This window comes from Bacteroides sp. MSK.20.82 (assembly GCF_019052485.1).
Classification (GTDB): Bacteria; Bacteroidota; Bacteroidia; order Bacteroidales; family Bacteroidaceae; genus Bacteroides; species Bacteroides thetaiotaomicron.
Genome location: NZ_JAHQUN010000037.1, coordinates 37303 through 56103 on the forward strand (window position 1 = coordinate 37303; position 18801 = coordinate 56103).

Genomic DNA, 18801 nt, shown 5'->3' on the forward strand with positions numbered 1-18801 from the left:
GTGAGTTATTGCATAGCTTGCAGTTTCTCCCTCATACAGCGAAGCTGAACGAATTGTTCTCCTGTTTGTATATACCCGCCTTCCAACATTCGTTTTGAAATTTGGAATTTATCAAGATGATGGAGTATGTACTTTTCCACACCTGATGATTGCTTTTTGGTGAAAGACAGGAAGTCAACCTTTCCATTTTCGTGAATAAATACTTTCGCTTTAATCGTACGGAGCCCCGAATCTTTGCAATGTTTGGCTTCTGCTTTATCTATCCAAAAGATAGCTGTAGCTTTTACGGTATCTACCATACAAGTTTCTGTATTATCAACGCTCATGTTTTCATTGATTGACTCATCGGAATTCTGATTCTGTTTCATTTGGCAGGAAACAGCCAGAATAATTACTAAACAGCAGGATAGAATTGTTTTCATCGTGTTCTAATTTTAAGGATATGCGACAAATTTACTAAAAAAACGATAAGATGGGAGCTTATTCCTATTTTATTTGCTATATTTGCAACCAAATTTTCTCTAAATAATGAAAATTAAGGAAATAGTAAGCGCCCTTGAACGATTCGCGCCTCTGCCATTGCAAGACGGTTTTGATAATGCCGGCCTGCAAATCGGATTGACAGATGCGGAAGCAACAGGGGCTTTGTTGTGTCTTGACGTTACTGAAGCTATCTTAGATGAAGCTATCGCGTTGGGGTATAACCTCGTCATATCGCATCATCCTTTGATATTTAAAGGTTATAAATCCATTACTGGCAAAGATTATGTGGAACGCTGTATGCTGAAAGCAATAAAAAATGATATTGTGATCTATTCAGCACACACTAATCTTGATAATGCACAGGGAGGGGTAAATTATAAGATAGCCGAAAAAATCGGATTGAAACATCTGAAAGTGCTTGAACCAAAAGAAAATAGCCTGATGAAGCTGGTGACTTTTGTCCCCATTGCTCAGGCGGATATTGTAAGGAACGCACTTTTTGCTGCCGGTTGCGGTAATATTGGTAACTATGATTCATGTAGTTACAATCTGGAAGGGGAAGGGACATTCCGTGCCAAAGAAGGAACACATCCTTTCTGTGGAGTGATTGGAGAACTCCACCGGGAAGGAGAGGTGAGAATTGAAACAATTCTTCCTGCATTCAAAAAGTCGGAAGTAGTCAGAGCACTATTGTCTGTTCATCCTTATGAGGAACCTGCATTCGACTTGTATCCGCTACAAAATGAGTGGGCACAGGCAGGATCGGGAATCGTTGGCGAACTGGAAGAGCCGGAAACGGAGATGGAATTCTTGAAACGTATAAAGAAAACGTTTGAAGTAGAGTGTCTGCGTCATAACAAACTGACAGGGAGAGAAATACAGACAGTGGCATTGTGCGGAGGTGCCGGAGCATTTTTGCTTCCGCAGGCAATCCGGTCGGGAGCCGATGTTTTTATTACAGGTGAGATTAAGTATCATGATTATTTTGGTCACGAAGGAGATATCCTGATGGCAGAAATCGGTCATTACGAAAGCGAACAATATACAAAAGAAATTTTTTATTCCATAATCCGGGATTTATTTCCTAATTTTGCGCTCCAATTGAGTAAAATAAATACGAATCCCATAAAATATTTGTAAGTAAAATGGCTAGAGAAGCAAAAAAAGATCCGAATGAGTTGACGGTGGAACAGAAGTTGAAAACACTGTTCCAGCTGCAAACTATGTTGTCTAAGATTGATGAAATCAAGACATTGAGAGGTGAACTTCCATTGGAAGTGCAGGACCTTGAAGATGAAATCGCTGGTTTGAGTACCCGTATCGACAAGATCAAAGCTGAAGTGGATGAACTGAAATCTGCTATTGCAGGTAAGAGAGTAGAAATTGAAACGGCAAAAGCTTCAGTAGAAAAATATAAGTCACAACAAGACAACGTCCGCAACAACCGTGAATATGATTTCTTGACGAAGGAAATTGAATTCCAGAGTCTGGAAATCGAACTTTGCGAAAAAAGAATCAAAGAATTCAGTGCGGACAGAGAAGAAAAAGAAGCTGAAGTAGTAAAGAATGAACAAATACTCAGCGAAAGACAAAAAGACCTCGAACAGAAGAAGGGCGAACTGGATGAAATTATCTCTGAAACTAAACAGGAAGAAGAGAAGCTAAGAGATAAAGCCAAAGATCTGGAAACTAAGATTGAACCGCGTTTGTTGCAGTCATTCAAACGTATCCGTAAGAACTCCCGCAATGGATTGGGCGTTGTATATGTACAACGTGACGCGTGCGGTGGTTGCTTTAACAAGATTCCGCCTCAGAGACAGTTGGACATCCGTTCCCGTAAGAAAGTGATCGTTTGCGAATATTGCGGACGTATTATGATCGACCCGGAATTGGCTGGTGTACAAATTGAGCATAAAGTAGAGGAAGCTCCGGCTACTACTACCAAAAGAGCAATCAGAAGAAAAACTGCTGAATAAGGTACCAATTTGAATATGTATTCGAAAGCCTCGCATTATTGCGGGGCTTTTTTTATTTCTTCTAACTTTACTACCCCTTTAAACAAACCTAACCTTGAATTGTTATCTTTTCATTTCATAAAAACCTGAACCGAATATGAATGTACGAGCGTGGAGCGTATCGCTCCTTTTGTTTCTTTCAACTGTAACTGCGGTTGGACAGACAGTGAACCGCTATTTGAATACTCCTCTTCCTAAAGAATGGGAAGAGAGTGGAGAAGTGTTTCAACAGACTCTTCCGGTGGACGACCACTGGTGGAAGTCTTTTCAGGACACCAGACTGGACTCTTTGATTGCTTTGGCAGTAGATCGCAATTATTCCGTAGCGATGGCAATTAATCGTATAGCTGCTGCACGTGCCAATCTTTGGGCAGAACGTGGAAATTTCTTTCCATCTATCGGACTGAATGCTGGATGGACCCGACAGGAAACCAGTGGAAATACCAGTACCTTACCTCAGTCTACAGATCATTATTATGATGCTGCACTCAGTATGAGTTGGGAAATCGATGTCTTCGGCAGTATCCGTAAACGGGTAAAGGCGCAGAAAGAAAACTTTGCCGCCAGCAAAGAGGAATATGCGGCGGTTATGGTTTCTCTGGCATCAGAGGTAGCCTCAGCTTATATTAACCTGCGGGAATTGCAGCAGGAACTTGAAGTGGTAAATAAGAATGTAGCTTCTCAGGAAGAAGTTTTGAAAATCACGGAAGTACGGTATAATACCGGACTTGTTGCCAAGCTGGATGTGGCACAGGCCAAATCCGTTTTATACAGTACTAAAGCCTCTATACCACAATTAGAGGCAGGTATCAATCAATATATTACGACACTGGCTGTTTTGCTGGGTATGTATCCGCAAGAAATACGTCCTGTATTGGAAACTACTGGAACATTACCTGATTATATGGAACCGATCGGAGTAGGTATGCCGGTTGATTTATTACTGAGAAGACCGGACGTACGAAGTGCGGAGAGAAGTGTGAATGCCCAAGCTGCATTACTTGGCGCTTCCAAGTCCGATTGGCTGCCGAAGATCTTTCTGAAAGGTTCGTTTGGCTATGCAGCCCGTGATTTGAATGATCTGGTGAAAAGTAAAAGTATGACCTATGAGATTGCTCCGTCATTGAGTTGGACTATTTTTAGTGGAGGACAATTAGTGAATGCAACAAGACTGGCTAAGGCACAGTTGGATGAATCTATCAATCAATTTAATCAGACAGTTCTGACTGCGGTACAGGAAACGGATAACGCCATGAACTCCTACCGGAACTCGATCAAGCAGATTGTAGCTTTGAGGGAAGTGCGTAATCAAGGTGTCGAAACTCTGAAACTTTCACTGGAACTTTATAAACAAGGGCTTTCTCCTTTTCAGAATGTGCTTGATGCACAACGGTCTTTGTTATCTTATGAGAATCAACTGGTACAGGCGCAGGGTAGCTCGTTACTGCAACTAATAAGTCTTTATAAAGCGCTGGGAGGCGGTTGGAGAGAATAAAAGAATCTATAAATAAAATATAACCTAACGGATATGAAAAAACTAATGTATATTTTTCTTGTGTTGTCGGTATTGACTGGTTGCAAGGAGAAAAAAGACGCCGGAGCAATGAAGGGAATGCCGACTCTGGCAATTAGCGTAGCGAAACCTATAGTGAAGGACATCACTTTGACGAAAGATTATCCGGGCTATCTGACAACGGAGAAAACTGTAAATCTTGTGGCCAGAGTGAACGGAACATTACAGTCTGTCTCTTACGCACCGGGCGGACGGGTAAAAAAAGGGCAGTTGCTGTTTGTAATAGAACCTACCTTATATAATGATAAGGTGGCACAAGCGGAAGCTGAACTGAAAACTGCTCAGGCACAATTGGAATATGCCCGTAATAATTATAGCCGTATGAAGGAGGCTGTGAAAAGTGATGCTGTGAGTCAGATACAGGTGTTGCAGTCGGAATCGTCTGTGACAGAAGGAGTAGCAGCTGTCAGCAATGCGGAAGCTGCTTTGAGTACAGCGCGTACAAATTTAGGATATTGTTATGTTCGTGCCCCTTTTGACGGGACAATCAGCAAGTCGACAGTGGATGTCGGCAGTTATGTCGGTGGTTCTTTGCAGCCGGTTACGCTGGCTACTATTTATAAGGACGATCAGATGTATGCGTATTTTAATGTTGCTGATAATCAATGGCTGGAGATGTCGATGAACAATCAGCAGCCAACGAAGGATCTTCCGAAAAAGATCATGGTTCAGCTGGGGAAAGAAGGTACCGAATCCTATCCGGCAACACTGGATTATCTGTCACCGAACGTAGACCTGAATACAGGAACTCTGATGGTACGTGCCAATTTTGATAATCCGCAGGGAGTACTGAAGAGTGGATTGTACGTCAGCATTACCTTACCTTATGGAGAGGCCGATCATGCAATTCTTGTGAAAGAGGCTTCCATCGGAACCGATCAGCTCGGTAAATTCCTGTATGCCGTCAATGATTCGGACATAGTACACTATCGGCATATTGAAATAGGACAACTGATTAATGATACCTTACGGCAGGTGTTGGGAGGACTCTCACCACAGGAACGATATGTTACAGAAGCTCTGATGAAGGTCAGAGATGGAATGAAGATAAAGCCGATACCCTGATGCGGTCGGCTTGTTGGTTATCTTCAGACGATGCAGGTAACTGTTTGTCCTTATATAAATATTAATCGTAAACTTATATATTATGTTTTCTAAGTTTTTCATTAACCGACCAATTTTTGCTACCGTACTTGCCCTGCTCATTGTGGTAGCCGGTTTGGTCGCACTTAATATATTGCCTGTGGCGCAATTTCCGGAGATTACACCTCCGACGGTTCAGGTATCGGCTGTCTATCCCGGTGCGAATGCTGAAACTGTAGCTCAAACGGTAGGACTCCCCATCGAACAGCAGGTGAATGGGGTGGACGGTATGCTCTATATGTCTTCAAATTCTTCCTCTTCGGGAGCATATTCTCTGACAATTACATTTGCCGTCGGTACAGATATCGATATGGCTACTGTACAAGTCCAGAACAGGGTAAGTGTTGCTCAATCATCCTTGCCGGAACCGGTAGTGGTACAGGGGGTGACTGTGCAGAAACAGTCTTCGAACATTGTCATGTTCCTGACAATGACTTCGAAAGACTCTGTATACAACAGTCTCTATCTGACTAACTATGCCAAATTGAATTTGGTCGATCAGTTATCACGTGTGCCTGGTGTAGGAGCTGTTAATGTCATGGGAGCAGGTGATTATTCCATGCGTATCTGGCTGGATCCTGAAGCTATGCGTATCCGGAACATTTCTCCGGCACAAGTATATCAGTCCATTCAGTCTCAGAATATGGAAGTGTCCGCCGGCTATATCGGTCAACCGATCGGACAGGACAATAAAAATGCCTTTCAATATACACTTAATGTACAGGGGCGACTTATTTCTCCGGAGCAATTCGGGAATATTATCATTCGTCGGGAACAGGATGGGGCAATGCTTCGCCTGAAAGATATTGCGCGAATAGATTTGGGGTCTGCTTCTTATAGTGTAGTATCACGATTGAAGGGGATGCCTACCGCAGCGATTGCTATCTATCAGCAGCCGGGCTCCAATTCGCTGGACGTTTCAAAAGGAGTGAAGGCTAAGATGGAGGAACTGGCGACCAGTTTTCCTACAGGAGTAGCCTATAACGTAACTTTGGATACAACGGATGTAATTCATGCTTCTATTGATGAAGTAATGGTGACATTTTTTGAGACAATGCTGCTGGTAGTACTGGTTATTTTCCTGTTTTTGCAGAACTGGAGAGCGGTTATTATTCCTTGTATCACAATTCCTGTATCGCTGATCGGTACATTGGCAGTTATGGCGGCATTTGGTTTTTCGATCAATACGCTGACTCTGTTCGGATTGATTCTGGCAGTTGCCATTGTAGTGGATGATGCTATTGTGGTGGTTGAGAATGCTTCAAGATTGCTGGAGACCGGACAATATTCAACTCGTGAAGCAGTCACAAAAGCTATGGGGGAAATTACGGGGCCGATTGTCGGAGTGGTGCTTGTTTTGCTTGCCGTGTTTATTCCGACGATGATGATCAGCGGTATTTCGGGGCAGTTGTATAAGCAGTTTGCACTGACAATTGCTGCTTCTACTGTATTAAGCGGTTTTAACTCACTGACACTGACGCCTGCTCTTTGTGCTCTATTCCTCAAAAAGAGCAAACCGTCTAACTTCTTTATATACAAAGGATTTAATAAAGCGTATGATAAGACACAGGGAGTCTACGATAGTACGGTGAAATGGTTGCTTCAACGTCCGCTTATCTCTTTTGTATCTTTTGCTATTCTGACAGTGATTGCCGTAATACTCTTTATGCGTTGGCCGTCGACATTTATTCCGGATGAAGATGATGGTTATTTTATTGCAGTTGTTCAGCTTCCTCCGGCAGCCAGCTTGGAACGTACACAAGCTGTCGGGGATAAAATCAATGCTATTTTGGATTCTTATCCGGAAGTGGAGAATTACATTGGAATCACTGGTTTCTCCGTGATGGGCGGAGGTGAGCAAAGTAACTCCGCAACCTATTTTGTTGTCCTGAAAAACTGGGACGAAAGGAAAGGGAAGGAGCATACGGCTGCTGCCGTTGTCGACCGTTTTAATGGCGAAGCGTATATGGAGATACAGGCAGGACAAGCATTTGCTATGGTTCCTCCGGCTATTCCAGGATTGGGTGCTTCCGGTGGCTTGCAACTTCAATTGGAAGACCGGAGGAATCTGGGACCGACAGAAATGCAGCAGGCTATTGACGCATTGCTTGCTTCTTCTCATTCCAAACCGGCCTTAGCTTCTGTATCCAGTCAGTATCAGGCAAATGTCCCTCAATATTTTCTGAATATCGATCGTGATAAGGTGCAATTTATGGGCATTGCTCTGAATGATGTATTTTCTACATTAAGCTATTATATGGGGGCGGCATACGTTAATGATTTTGTTGAATTCGGTCATATTTATCAGGTAAAGATCGAAGCGCGTGATCAGGCACAACGGGTCATTGATGATGTCTTAAAACTCAGTGTGGCTAATTCGGCAGGAGAGATGGTCCCCCTTTCTTCTTTCACCAAAGTGGAAGAGCAGTTGGGGCAGGATCAGATCAATCGTTACAATATGTATTCAACAGCTGCCCTGACTTGTAATGTAGCGCCCGGAAGCAGTTCCGGACAGGCTATTCAAGAAATGGAAACTTTGTTTAAAGAACAGCTGGGAGATGAATTCGGCTATGAATGGACGTCGGTTGCCTATCAGGAAACGCAGGCGGGAAATACGACCACCATTGTTTTGGTCATGGCCTTGATTGTAGCATTCCTTGTTTTGGCTGCGCAATATGAAAGCTGGACCAGTCCGGTGGCTGCCGTGATAGGTTTGCCGGTGGCCTTGTTGGGAGCAATGATAGGATGTATGATAATGGGAACTCCGGTCAGCGTATATACACAGATTGGTATTATCCTGCTTGTTGCACTTTCGGCAAAGAATGGTATTCTGATTGTAGAGTTTGCCCGTGATTTCCGTGCTGAGGGAAACTCAATTCGTGAGGCTGCATACGAAGCAGGACACGTCCGCTTACGTCCGATTTTGATGACTTCTTTTGCTTTTGTATTGGGGGTAATGCCTTTGCTGTTTGCTACCGGGGCTGGTGCGCAGAGTCGTATAGCGTTGGGTACTGCGGTTGTTTTCGGTATGGCGATGAATACTTTATTAGCGACAGTCTATATTCCTAATTTCTATGAATTGATGCAGAAACTGCAAGAGAAGTTTAGCAGGAAGAAAGATGACGATGTGAAAAAAGATACGAATATGTAAAAATAGAATATCGTTTTCAGAGCCTCCGGAGGCAAGACAAAGATGGTGTCACTATGTGCTTGGGATACTTACACTATGTGTGTGGTATAGTGTAAGTATCCTGACCTTATAGTGACACTATCTTTATAGGGCATTATAATCGGGAATATCCTGAAGAAAGGTATAGCTCTGATGTGCATAATCCATCCGGCAACAATAATGCTGCATTCCATTACTTACTATCAGATAATCAACTTTCAACACCATATTATAGCGGGTTATCTGATCGAATACCGCTTGTGTGATTTCGATGTGCGGAGCTTTGTATTCTACGATCATTCGTGCTGAAAGGTCTCTCCGGTAAAGCACCGTATCACATCTTTTAGTTGTGCCGTTCAGCTTTACCATTACTTCGTTGGCAAGGAGTGCGTTCGGATATCCTTTGTGTGCAATAAGAAAGTGAACAAAGTGTTGCCGTACCCATTCTTCCGGGGTAAGTGCGACATATCGTTTGCGAATCACGTCGAAAATTACATTTTTTCCGTTTCGTACGTTTATTTTAGTGTCGAATACTGGTAGGTTTAACGATAACATTTATTATTTTTGTAAGTTAAATAACGGTTTCCATTATTGGAACCACAAATTTAATAGATAATTATGAAAACGAAAGAAGAAATCGTAGCTAATTGGCTGCCCCGTTACACAAAACGTAACCTGGAAGATTTTGGAGAGTATATTCTGTTGACTAACTTCAACAAGTACGTAGAGATTTTCGCAAATCAATTTGATGTTCCTATTTTGGGTAGAGATGCCAATATGATTTCCGCCACAGCCGAAGGCATTACAATGATCAATTTCGGTATGGGGAGTCCTAATGCCGCTATTATCATGGATTTATTGGGAGCTATTCATCCTAAAGCCTGCTTATTTTTAGGTAAATGTGGTGGTATCGACAAGAAAAATCAAATTGGCGATTTAATTCTTCCTATTGCCGCTATTCGTGGTGAAGGAACATCCAATGATTATTTTCCACCTGAAGTTCCCGCTTTGCCTGCATTTATGTTGCAGCGTGCTGTTTCTTCGTCCATTCGTGACTATGGCCGTGATTATTGGACGGGTACCGTCTACACCACCAATCGCCGTATTTGGGAGCATGACGAAGCATTCAAGGAGTATCTGAAAAAGACACGTGCGATGGCGGTTGATATGGAAACGGCCACTTTGTTCAGCTGTGGCTTTGCCAATCATATTCCGACAGGAGCATTGTTATTGGTATCTGACCAGCCTATGACTCCGGATGGAGTGAAAACTGATAAAAGCGATAATTTGGTTACCAAGAACTATGTAGAAGAGCATGTTGAGATTGGTATCGCTTCTCTGCGTATGATTATTGATGCAAAGAAAACTGTAAAACACTTGAAATTCGACTGGTAACTGCCAGTCTTCCTAAAAAATATATATGGCAAAACAAGAGCTGACCTGTGATGACATCCTCAAAGAACTGAGGGCAAAGCAGTATCGTCCCATCTACTATTTGATGGGAGAAGAATCGTATTATATCGATTTGATTGCCGATTACATTACTGATAATGTCTTGAACGAAACGGAAAAAGAGTTCAACCTGACTGTAGTGTACGGTGCTGATGTGGATGTGGCGACAATCATAAATGCTGCAAAACGCTATCCTATGATGTCCGAACATCAAGTGGTGGTAGTCAAAGAAGCGCAAGCGGTCCGGAACATCGAAGAATTATCGTACTATCTTCAAAAACCGCTTCATTCCACTATTTTGGTGATATGCCATAAACATGGAACATTGGACCGCAGGAAAAAGCTGGCTGCTGAGGTAGAAAAGACCGGTGTTTTGTTCGAATCCAAGAAGATAAAAGATGCCCAGCTTCCGGCCTTTATAGCTTCCTACATGAAAAGAAAAGGAATAGATATGGAGCCTAAGGCAACGGCTATGCTGGCTGATTTTGTCGGCTCGGATTTAAGTCGTTTGACAGGTGAATTAGAAAAGCTGATTATCACTTTGCCTACGGGACAGAAACGTGTTACTCCCGAACAAATTGAGAAGAACATAGGCATAAGCAAAGATTATAATAACTTTGAATTGCGGAGTGCTCTGGTTGAAAAAGACATTCTGAAAGCAAATAAAATAATAAAATATTTTGAGGAAAATCCTAAAACGAATCCAATTCAAATGACATTGTCTTTGTTGTTTAGCTTTTATTCAAACTTGATGTTAGCATATTATGCGCCTGATAAATCGGAGCAGGGTATTGCTAATATGCTAGGGTTAAGAACTACTTGGCAAGCTCGGGACTACGCAATTGCGATGCGCAAATATAGTGGAGTAAAGACAATGCAGATTGTTGGTGAAATACGATATGCCGATGCAAAATCAAAAGGAGTGAAAAATAGTTCAATGTCTGACGGAGATATTCTTCGTGAATTAGTGTTTAAAATTTTGCATTAGTAAAACTGAATACTCTAAATAAACAAAAGGCATATACTTTTACTGTAAAACAGATTAAGTATATGCCTTCTTTATATATAGCAAATTAGTTGTGTCAAACTCATAACCAAATCTTCTTTTATAGACGAATATTTTACAATGGATCTGTTGTTCTCTTTTTCCTGACTTTTATGAATGGAAAGGAGTTTGAAGATCTTTTGCTTCCCTTCTTTAAATTCAATTTTGGTAATTTCTCTCTTTTCTAGTTTTTGAAGTTATATTATATTCATTTTCAAAATTGAAAAAATCTGATTTAATTCAGACTATAAATATAGAATGGTAAATCGTATTAGCATAAATGGTTTTGCATAAATTGGAGGGATCATCTTTCTTTTCCTGAACTGATAAAATGTCATTTTGATAATTTGTGGGATAATTGGGATATTTTTCTGTTATTTTTCTAGTTGATCTTAATTTGGGTATTGATAAAACAGGTATATTTTATTATAAGACAGGAATTTAATTCAATTTTATAGCTTCTAGAATTGAAAAAAAACAATTGATCGACTGAATGTGCGGAAATATAGCAAGGATTTACGATTTGCGAGATACTTCAGAAGAAAATGTAAAAGAAGATTTGAAGAGTTCTCAATATACATAAGTAAATAATGTATTTTATTCCTTGATTTATTGTTTTTGCAACTATTGATATTTACGTTTGTGTAATCATGCCTGTTTGTTTGTAAAGTATATATCTGTGAATAAGATACAAATGTAATCGATCTAACCGAATCACAAAAGTATATTGATTGTTTTACAGTAATAATATACAGTATATAAATGTAATAGGAGAGTGGTTAACAATTTGTTTTTTATATGTTATATTATTGTATATCATATAAATATGCTCTAATATTGAATAATCGCTCTAAAATTACTGTCTGAGTGGAGCGTATTTTTGTGAATATCGTATTTCTTTGTTGTTTGCTTATATATATTCTATTATAAATCAATGTAATATGTTATTTTGTTAAATCTGAAATGTCATCGTGGTTTATGTTTTATTTTGTGTTTTACAAACGTATTAGTCCAATCGTAATGATCGCTACACATCTGTAATATTAATATTTTTATATTTGTAATTTGCATTTGTGATTTGTAATATTTACCTTTGTATATCCGTAGTGGTTATTAGTATTTTTGTGAAACCAACGTTTAATACATACAATTGTAACAAGAAAGAAGCTGTATGGAGATAAAAGACAGAATTAGAATGATAATGGAGAGAGAAAAAGTTCCTCCAAGAGTTTTTGCTGAGACAATTGGAGTTCAGCAATCTACTCTCTCACATATTTTGAATGATCGGAATAAACCAAGCTTGGAGGTTGTAATGAAGGTACATCAGACCTATAGTTATGTAAATCTTGAATGGTTGCTTTATGGTAAAGGCGAAATGATAACATCTGCAGAAGATGCTTCTACGGTTTCTTCCAATGGAGATTATCAGCCTTCTTTGTTTGATGAGAATCCTGTAAATCCGTCCAAAGAGACGATTAATCCGGAAAATCGCAAGGAAATGGCATTAAGAACAGCCGAAAATGCACCTAAAGAGATTGTAAAACAGGAGATTAGGTACATAGAAAAGCCTGCCAGAAAAATCACTGAAATAAGAATATTCTTTGATGATAATACTTATGAAACCTTTCGACCTGAAAAATGAGAGGTAAAATCGGTGGTTTGAGCAAATTCCTGTATCTTTGCACCGGAATACGAATTTATACTTTTATATCCATACATGAAGAAATTTATTTTAGATCTGACAGTTACTGAGAATATCAGATTGAATGCAAACTATGTATTGCTGAAATTGACTTCTCAGTCATTGCTGCCCGAGATGTTGCCGGGGCAGTTTGCCGAACTTCGGGTGGACGGTTCATCTACTACATTTTTACGCCGTCCTATTTCTATTAATTTTGTAGACAAGCGACAAAACGAAGTGTGGTTCCTTATTCAGTTGATTGGAGACGGAACAAGACGTTTAGCAGAAGTAAATTCGGGCGATGTGATCAACGTAGTACTTCCTTTGGGGAATGGCTATACAATGCCTCAAAAGCCTTCTGATAAGCTTTTGCTTGTGGGCGGAGGTGTCGGAACAGCCCCTATGTTATATTTAGGTGAACAATTGGCGAAAAATGGTCATAAACCTACCTTCCTTTTAGGGGCTCGTAGCAATAAAGACTTGTTGCAGCTGGAAGAATTTGCTAAATATGGAGAGGTATATACTACTACAGAAGACGGAAGTCACGGAGAAAAAGGATACGTCACCCAGCATTCTATATTAAATCAGGTACATTTTGAGCAGATTTATACTTGTGGTCCTAAACCGATGATGATGGCTGTGGCAAAATATGCCAAAAGTAATCAGATAGAATGTGAAGTTTCTTTGGAAAATACAATGGCTTGTGGAATTGGAGCATGTCTCTGTTGTGTGGAAAATACGACAGAAGGACATTTGTGTGTATGTAAAGAAGGTCCTGTTTTTAATATAAATAAACTACTATGGCAGATTTAAGTGTAAACATTGGTGAATTGCAGATGAAGAACCCGGTGATGACTGCATCTGGTACATTTGGATATGGTGAAGAGTTCTCGGATTTCATTGATATAGCGCGAATAGGCGGTATTATTGTAAAAGGTACTACTCTTCACAAACGTGAAGGTAACCCATATCCTCGTATGGCAGAGACTCCTTCCGGTATGCTAAATGCTGTAGGACTGCAAAATAAGGGGGTTGACTACTTTGTGGAACAGATATATCCTCGTATAAAAGACATTCAAACGAATATGATTGTAAACGTGTCGGGGTCTGCTATTGAGGATTATGTGAAAACTGCAGAGATCATTAATGAACTTGACAAAATTCCTGCTATAGAACTAAATATCTCGTGCCCCAATGTAAAGCAAGGAGGTATGGCTTTTGGTGTGTCAGCAAAAGGTGCTTCTGAAGTAGTAAAAGCGGTACGTGCAGCTTACAAAAAGACACTTATCGTTAAACTCTCTCCGAACGTTACTGATATCACAGAAATTGCCCGTGCAGCAGAAGAAAGTGGTGCGGATAGTGTATCATTAATCAATACATTGCTAGGAATGGCTATTGATGCGGAACGTAAACGTCCCATTCTGTCAACAGTGACAGGAGGAATGTCCGGTGCTGCTGTGAAACCGATTGCCTTGCGTATGGTTTGGCAAGTTGCAAAGGCGGTAAATATTCCTGTCATAGGATTGGGAGGTATTATGAACTGGAAAGATGCTGTTGAGTTTATGCTTGCCGGTGCTTCTGCGATCCAGATTGGTACGGCAAATTTTATAGATCCGGCTGTTACAATCAAAGTTGAAGATGGTATAAATAATTACTTGGAAAGACACGGATGTAAGTCAGTAAAAGAAATTATTGGTGCGCTTGAGGTATAATTGAAAACATACAATAACTCTTCGCATATAATATGAAAGAAAAATGCTATTTTACTTTTTAAGTATACTGAGTAAAATCAAGGCCGGAATGATAGATGAAAAGAAGATTCCCAGTGCGAAGAGTAAAATAACAGATTTGTCTTTCTTGTAGAATATAAATAAAAACGACGGTGAAAATTCTCATATTTCTCACCGTCGTTTTTATTTACATATATCTTTTAGTCTTCCAGTAAGTCTGGGCGAAGTTTTTTGGTTCGTTCTAAAGATTGCTGTAGCTCCCATTCTTTTATTTTTGCTTCATGGCCGGATAACAAAATATCGGGTACTTTCCAGCCTTTATAGTCAGCAGGACGAGTATATACAGGTGCCGCCAACAGATTATCCTGAAAAGAATCAGAAAGTGCCGACTGTTCGTCTGAAATCACTCCGGGGATGATACGGACAATTGCGTCCGCCATGACTGCTGCTGCCAGTTCGCCTCCTGTCAGCACATAATCTCCGATACTGATTTCTTTGGTGATCAGGTGTTCACGGATACGATAATCAATACCTTTGAAATGTCCGCAAAGGATAATCAGGTTTTGGGCCAAAGAAAGGCTGTTGGCCATTGGCTGATTGAACTGTTCTCCGTCGGGGGTCGTAAAAATCACTTCATCATAGTCGCGTTCAGCCTTCAGAGCGTTAATGCAGCGTTCGATAGGCTCTATCTTCATGACCATGCCGGCGAATCCGCCAAAAGGATAATCATCGACACGACGATATTTGTCTTCGGTATAATCGCGCAGATTGTGGATATGTATTTCTGCAAGTCCCTTATTCTGAGCTCGTTTCATGATGGAGCAATTGAAGAAGCCTTCAATCATTTCGGGTAAAACTGTTATAATATCAATACGCATAATCTTTATAATTTTTCGCAAAAGTACAAATATTCAAAGATAAACCTGTATTTTTGCCTTAAACAATCGAAGAAATATGGATATAAAGGAAAAAATAGAGGAATTGCGTGCTGAACTTCATCGGCACAACTATAATTATTACGTTTTGAATGCTCCCGAAATTTCAGATAAGGAGTTTGATGATAAGATGCGTGAACTCCAGGATCTGGAGCTGGCACATCCGGAATATAAAGATGAAAATTCGCCCACTATGCGTGTCGGCAGTGACATTAACAAGAATTTCACGCAGGTTGCACATAAATACCCCATGTTGTCTTTGGCAAATACGTACTCTGAAGGCGAAGTTACAGATTTTTATGAGCGTGTACGAAAAGCGTTGAATGAGGATTTTGAGATTTGCTGTGAGATGAAATATGATGGTACTTCCATTTCTCTGACCTACGAAGATGGAAAACTGGTTCGTGCCGTTACACGCGGAGATGGAGAAAAGGGCGATGATGTGACAGATAATGTAAAGACAATCCGTTCTATTCCACTTGTGCTCCATGGTGACAATTATCCTTCTTCTTTTGAGATTCGTGGGGAAATCCTTATGCCCTGGGAAGTATTTGAGGAGTTGAACCGCGAAAAAGAAGCACGTGAGGAGCCGCTTTTCGCTAATCCGAGAAATGCAGCCTCAGGAACATTGAAGCTTCAGAATTCTTCTATTGTAGCTTCTCGCAAGCTGGATGCGTATTTATATTATCTTTTGGGAGATAATCTGCCTTGTGATGGACATTATGAAAATCTTCAGGAAGCCGCAAAATGGGGATTTAAAATCTCTGATTTGACGCGTAAATGCCAGACGTTGGAAGAGGTTTTTGAATTTATCAATTATTGGGATGTAGAACGAAAGAATCTGCCTGTAGCTACTGATGGAATCGTCTTGAAGGTAAATAGTCTGAGACAACAAAAGAATCTCGGTTTTACGGCGAAATCTCCTAGATGGGCGATTGCCTATAAATTTCAGGCAGAACGTGCATTGACACGATTGAATATGGTAACTTATCAGGTAGGCAGAACAGGCGCTGTAACTCCTGTTGCCAACTTAGATGCTGTTCAGCTATCCGGAACGGTTGTCAAACGTGCTTCATTGCATAATGCGGATATTATCGAAGGGCTTGATCTGCATATCGGAGATATGGTTTATGTAGAAAAAGGTGGTGAGATCATTCCTAAAATTACAGGAGTGGATAAAGATGCCCGTAGTTTTATGCTTGGTGAGAAGGTCAGGTTTATTACCAATTGCCCCGAATGTGGCAGCAAATTAATTAGATATGAAGGCGAAGCTGCCCATTATTGTCCTAATGAAACTGCATGTCCCCCTCAGATTAAAGGTAAAATAGAGCATTTTATTAGTCGGAAAGCCATGAATATTGATGGATTGGGTCCTGAAACGGTGGATATGTTCTATCGTTTGGGGTTGATTCATAATACGGCGGATCTGTATGAATTGAAAGCCGATGATATCAAAGGGTTGGATCGTATGGGAGAAAAATCTGCAGAGAATATTATTACGGGGATTGAGCAGAGTAAGACAGTTCCTTTTGAACGTGTCATCTTTGCTTTGGGAATTCGGTTTGTTGGCGAGACGGTAGCAAAGAAAATAGCCAAGTCGTTCGGGGACATTGACGAGCTGCGACAGGCTGACCTTGAAAAGCTGATAAGTATCGATGAAATCGGGGAAAAAATAGCGCGAAGCATTCTTCTGTATTTCTCAAATGAGTCTAACCGAGAGTTAGTTGGCAGGTTAAAAGAGGCTGGGTTACAGCTCTATCGTACAGAAGAAGATATGAGTGGATATACGGATAAATTAGCTGGTCAGTCTATTGTGATCAGCGGTGTATTTACGCATCATTCACGGGACGAATATAAAGACCTTATTGAGAAAAATGGCGGTAAGAATGTGGGAAGTATCTCTGCTAAGACCAGTTTTATCCTTGCCGGTGACAATATGGGGCCAGCCAAACTGGAAAAAGCAAAAAAACTTGGAGTAACCATACTAAGCGAGGACGAATTTCTGAAACTTATATCGTAAGATATGAAAAATATTCGTACTTTTGCGCCTAATAAAATTAGAGATTATAATTAAAACTCATGATACAGACTAAATTGAAAGGAATGGGGGTAGCACTGATTACTCCTTTCAAAGAGGATGAAAGCGTTGATTATGATGCGTTGATGCGTTTGGTAGACTATCTATTGCAGAATAATGCGGATTTCTTGTGTGTGCTGGGGACTACAGCCGAAACACCGACTCTTACCGAAGAAGAGAAGAAAACCATCAAAAAGATGGTGATTGACCGCGTTAACGGAAGAATTCCTATTTTGCTGGGTGTAGGCGGTAACAATACACGTGCAATAGTAGAAACATTGAAAAATGACGATTTTACAGGAGTTGACGCTATATTGTCTGTAGTGCCATATTATAATAAGCCATCGCAAGAGGGAATTTATCAGCATTATAAAGCCATATCGGAAGCTACGGAACTTCCTATCGTGTTGTATAATGTGCCGGGGCGTACAGGAGTAAATATGACTGCTGAGACGACCTTGCGCATTGCTCGTAATTTTAGTAATGTAATCGCTATTAAAGAAGCTTCCGGTAATATTACTCAAATGGATGACATTATCAAGAATAAACCAGATAATTTCAATGTTATTTCCGGTGATGACGGTATTACTTTTCCGTTAATAACCTTGGGAGCTGTTGGAGTGATCTCTGTAATCGGCAATGCTTTCCCGCGTGAATTCAGCCGTATGACACGTTTGGCGCTTCAAGGTGATTTTGCTAATGCACTCACTATTCATCATCGATTTACTGAGCTATTTGATCTTTTGTTTGTGGATGGAAATCCGGCAGGAGTAAAATCCATGCTGAATGCAATGGGGATGATTGAAAATAAACTTCGATTGCCGTTGGTTCCGACTCGAATTACGACATTTGAGGCAATACGTAAAGTCTTAAACGAACTGAATATTAAATGTTGATCTGATACTGAGAAGTATCGATTCTCCATACATTTTATAAATAGGTATTCCCCCTTCACCTTTTTGTTATGCCTCCCATGAACAGGCAGATACAAGGTGAAGGGGATTTTTTTTAGTTCTTTCTATTTTTTGCTATTAGCATAATTTGATTAGCTAATAGCAAAATCCGATAAGCTAATAGCATATTTGATAAACTAATGTAGTATAAAAGTGAAATGCTTTCCCTTCATCCTGTATCCGCTTGTTTATAGTGGTTTCGAGCAAAAGGTGAAGATGAAAGTGCATTGTTTGAACATACGTTGCCATGCACTTTTTAAACTTTCCAATGTTTGAAAGTAAACTTCTTGATGTTTGAAAATAACTATTAAAGTGTTTTTGTAAAACATCCTATTGATTGTACATAATCATACGGTCGTTTGATGTGAAATGATCGCTCGATTTAGATAAAATAACCGCTTAATTTTTTTCTCGTGATGCCGAATTTCTTCGATGGAATGGGGTAAAAAACAAAATCCTCCACAAAAAAAATGCAGAGGACTTTGGTGATCGCGACAGGATTCAAACCTGTAACCGGCTGATCCGTAGTCAGCTACTCTATTCAG

Annotated in this window: 15 protein-coding genes; 12 read left to right on the top strand and 3 right to left on the bottom strand. The window is 40.3% G+C overall.

The genetic code is table 11. The features are described 5' to 3' along the window. Positions 1-5: 5 nt before the first annotated feature. Positions 6-422 carry a DUF4891 domain-containing protein gene (locus tag KTR07_RS21245; RefSeq protein WP_117577732.1) on the bottom strand — a complete coding sequence of 139 codons (417 nt, stop codon included), beginning with the start codon at positions 420-422 and terminating at the stop codon, positions 6-8. Between the two features lie 106 nt (positions 423-528). Here KTR07_RS21245 and KTR07_RS21250 point away from each other — a divergent pair, with 106 nt between their 5' ends. The 5 genes from KTR07_RS21250 (at position 529) to KTR07_RS21270 (ending at position 8365) form a co-directional block, all read left to right on the top strand. Continuing rightward, a complete protein-coding gene (locus KTR07_RS21250) occupies positions 529-1623 on the top strand; it encodes a Nif3-like dinuclear metal center hexameric protein (protein ID WP_048697464.1) in 1095 nt (364 codons plus the stop codon). A gap of 5 nt (positions 1624-1628) precedes the next feature. Then, positions 1629-2459: a zinc ribbon domain-containing protein gene (locus KTR07_RS21255; RefSeq protein ID WP_008761550.1), complete on the top strand. Its 831-nt coding sequence runs from the start codon at positions 1629-1631 to the stop codon at positions 2457-2459. 136 nt (positions 2460-2595) lie between these two features. Beyond that, the gene (locus KTR07_RS21260) at positions 2596-3993 is read left to right on the top strand and encodes an efflux transporter outer membrane subunit (protein WP_008765715.1); all 1398 of its coding nucleotides are present in this window, start codon (positions 2596-2598) and stop codon (positions 3991-3993) included. Between the two features lie 33 nt (positions 3994-4026). Beyond that, a complete protein-coding gene (locus KTR07_RS21265) occupies positions 4027-5136 on the top strand; it encodes an efflux RND transporter periplasmic adaptor subunit (RefSeq protein WP_181981936.1) in 1110 nt (369 codons plus the stop codon). An 82-nt stretch (positions 5137-5218) separates the two neighbouring features. Further along, positions 5219-8365, top strand: coding sequence for an efflux RND transporter permease subunit (locus KTR07_RS21270; RefSeq protein ID WP_217315500.1), 3147 nt, complete (start codon positions 5219-5221; stop codon positions 8363-8365). 123 nt (positions 8366-8488) lie between these two features. On the opposite strand, the gene KTR07_RS21275 is transcribed toward KTR07_RS21270, so the two are convergent. Continuing rightward, a complete protein-coding gene (locus KTR07_RS21275) occupies positions 8489-8938 on the bottom strand; it encodes a type I restriction enzyme HsdR N-terminal domain-containing protein (RefSeq protein ID WP_008761554.1) in 450 nt (149 codons plus the stop codon). 63 nt (positions 8939-9001) lie between these two features. Here KTR07_RS21275 and KTR07_RS21280 point away from each other — a divergent pair, with 63 nt between their 5' ends. The 5 genes from KTR07_RS21280 (at position 9002) to KTR07_RS21300 (ending at position 14273) form a co-directional block, all read left to right on the top strand. After that, positions 9002-9778 (top strand): AMP nucleosidase, encoded by a 777-nt coding sequence (locus tag KTR07_RS21280; RefSeq protein ID WP_008761555.1) that lies wholly within the window; start codon positions 9002-9004, stop codon positions 9776-9778. Between the two features lie 25 nt (positions 9779-9803). Then, positions 9804-10823 carry a DNA polymerase III subunit delta gene (holA, locus tag KTR07_RS21285; RefSeq protein ID WP_008765717.1) on the top strand — a complete coding sequence of 340 codons (1020 nt, stop codon included), beginning with the start codon at positions 9804-9806 and terminating at the stop codon, positions 10821-10823. Positions 10824-12051: 1228 nt separating this feature from the next. Further along, positions 12052-12522, top strand: a complete 471-nt coding sequence (locus KTR07_RS21290; protein ID WP_011107510.1) for a helix-turn-helix domain-containing protein — start codon at positions 12052-12054, stop codon at positions 12520-12522. Between the two features lie 75 nt (positions 12523-12597). Beyond that, positions 12598-13374 (top strand): dihydroorotate dehydrogenase electron transfer subunit, encoded by a 777-nt coding sequence (locus tag KTR07_RS21295; RefSeq protein ID WP_008765719.1) that lies wholly within the window; start codon positions 12598-12600, stop codon positions 13372-13374. Next, positions 13362-14273: a dihydroorotate dehydrogenase gene (locus tag KTR07_RS21300; protein ID WP_008765720.1), complete on the top strand. Its 912-nt coding sequence runs from the start codon at positions 13362-13364 to the stop codon at positions 14271-14273. Before KTR07_RS21295 ends, KTR07_RS21300 begins: the two co-directional genes overlap by 13 nt. A gap of 218 nt (positions 14274-14491) precedes the next feature. Here KTR07_RS21300 and trmD read toward each other — a convergent pair whose 3' ends face one another. Next, positions 14492-15169 carry a tRNA (guanosine(37)-N1)-methyltransferase TrmD gene (gene trmD, locus KTR07_RS21305; protein WP_008765722.1) on the bottom strand — a complete coding sequence of 226 codons (678 nt, stop codon included), beginning with the start codon at positions 15167-15169 and terminating at the stop codon, positions 14492-14494. 76 nt (positions 15170-15245) lie between these two features. On the opposite strand from trmD, the gene ligA reads away from it, so the two are divergent. Together ligA and dapA are read left to right on the top strand one after the other, a co-directional pair. Beyond that, on the top strand, positions 15246-17246 hold the full coding sequence (gene ligA, locus KTR07_RS21310; protein WP_008765723.1) for an NAD-dependent DNA ligase LigA: 2001 nt from the start codon (positions 15246-15248) through the stop codon (positions 17244-17246). A gap of 59 nt (positions 17247-17305) precedes the next feature. Then, positions 17306-18199 (top strand): 4-hydroxy-tetrahydrodipicolinate synthase, encoded by an 894-nt coding sequence (gene dapA, locus KTR07_RS21315; protein ID WP_008761561.1) that lies wholly within the window; start codon positions 17306-17308, stop codon positions 18197-18199. The last annotated feature ends 602 nt before the right edge of the window (positions 18200-18801 follow it).

Bases quoted from the DNA above. Each gene is read 5' to 3' on its own strand.
- KTR07_RS21280 (WP_008761555.1), top strand. From the start codon at position 9,002: ATGAAAACGAAAGAAGAAATCGTAGCTAATTGGCTGCCCCGTTACACA.
- KTR07_RS21290 (WP_011107510.1), top strand. From the start codon at position 12,052: ATGGAGATAAAAGACAGAATTAGAATGATAATGGAGAGAGAAAAAGTT.
- KTR07_RS21265 (WP_181981936.1), top strand. From the start codon at position 4,027: ATGAAAAAACTAATGTATATTTTTCTTGTGTTGTCGGTATTGACTGGT.
- dapA (WP_008761561.1), top strand. From the start codon at position 17,306: ATGATACAGACTAAATTGAAAGGAATGGGGGTAGCACTGATTACTCCT.
- KTR07_RS21295 (WP_008765719.1), top strand. From the start codon at position 12,598: ATGAAGAAATTTATTTTAGATCTGACAGTTACTGAGAATATCAGATTG.
- KTR07_RS21275 (WP_008761554.1), bottom strand. From the start codon at position 8,938: ATGTTATCGTTAAACCTACCAGTATTCGACACTAAAATAAACGTACGA.
- trmD (WP_008765722.1), bottom strand. From the start codon at position 15,169: ATGCGTATTGATATTATAACAGTTTTACCCGAAATGATTGAAGGCTTC.
- KTR07_RS21300 (WP_008765720.1), top strand. From the start codon at position 13,362: ATGGCAGATTTAAGTGTAAACATTGGTGAATTGCAGATGAAGAACCCG.
- KTR07_RS21255 (WP_008761550.1), top strand. From the start codon at position 1,629: ATGGCTAGAGAAGCAAAAAAAGATCCGAATGAGTTGACGGTGGAACAG.
- ligA (WP_008765723.1), top strand. From the start codon at position 15,246: ATGGATATAAAGGAAAAAATAGAGGAATTGCGTGCTGAACTTCATCGG.
- holA (WP_008765717.1), top strand. From the start codon at position 9,804: ATGGCAAAACAAGAGCTGACCTGTGATGACATCCTCAAAGAACTGAGG.
- KTR07_RS21270 (WP_217315500.1), top strand. From the start codon at position 5,219: ATGTTTTCTAAGTTTTTCATTAACCGACCAATTTTTGCTACCGTACTT.
- KTR07_RS21250 (WP_048697464.1), top strand. From the start codon at position 529: ATGAAAATTAAGGAAATAGTAAGCGCCCTTGAACGATTCGCGCCTCTG.
- KTR07_RS21245 (WP_117577732.1), bottom strand. From the start codon at position 422: ATGAAAACAATTCTATCCTGCTGTTTAGTAATTATTCTGGCTGTTTCC.
- KTR07_RS21260 (WP_008765715.1), top strand. From the start codon at position 2,596: ATGAATGTACGAGCGTGGAGCGTATCGCTCCTTTTGTTTCTTTCAACT.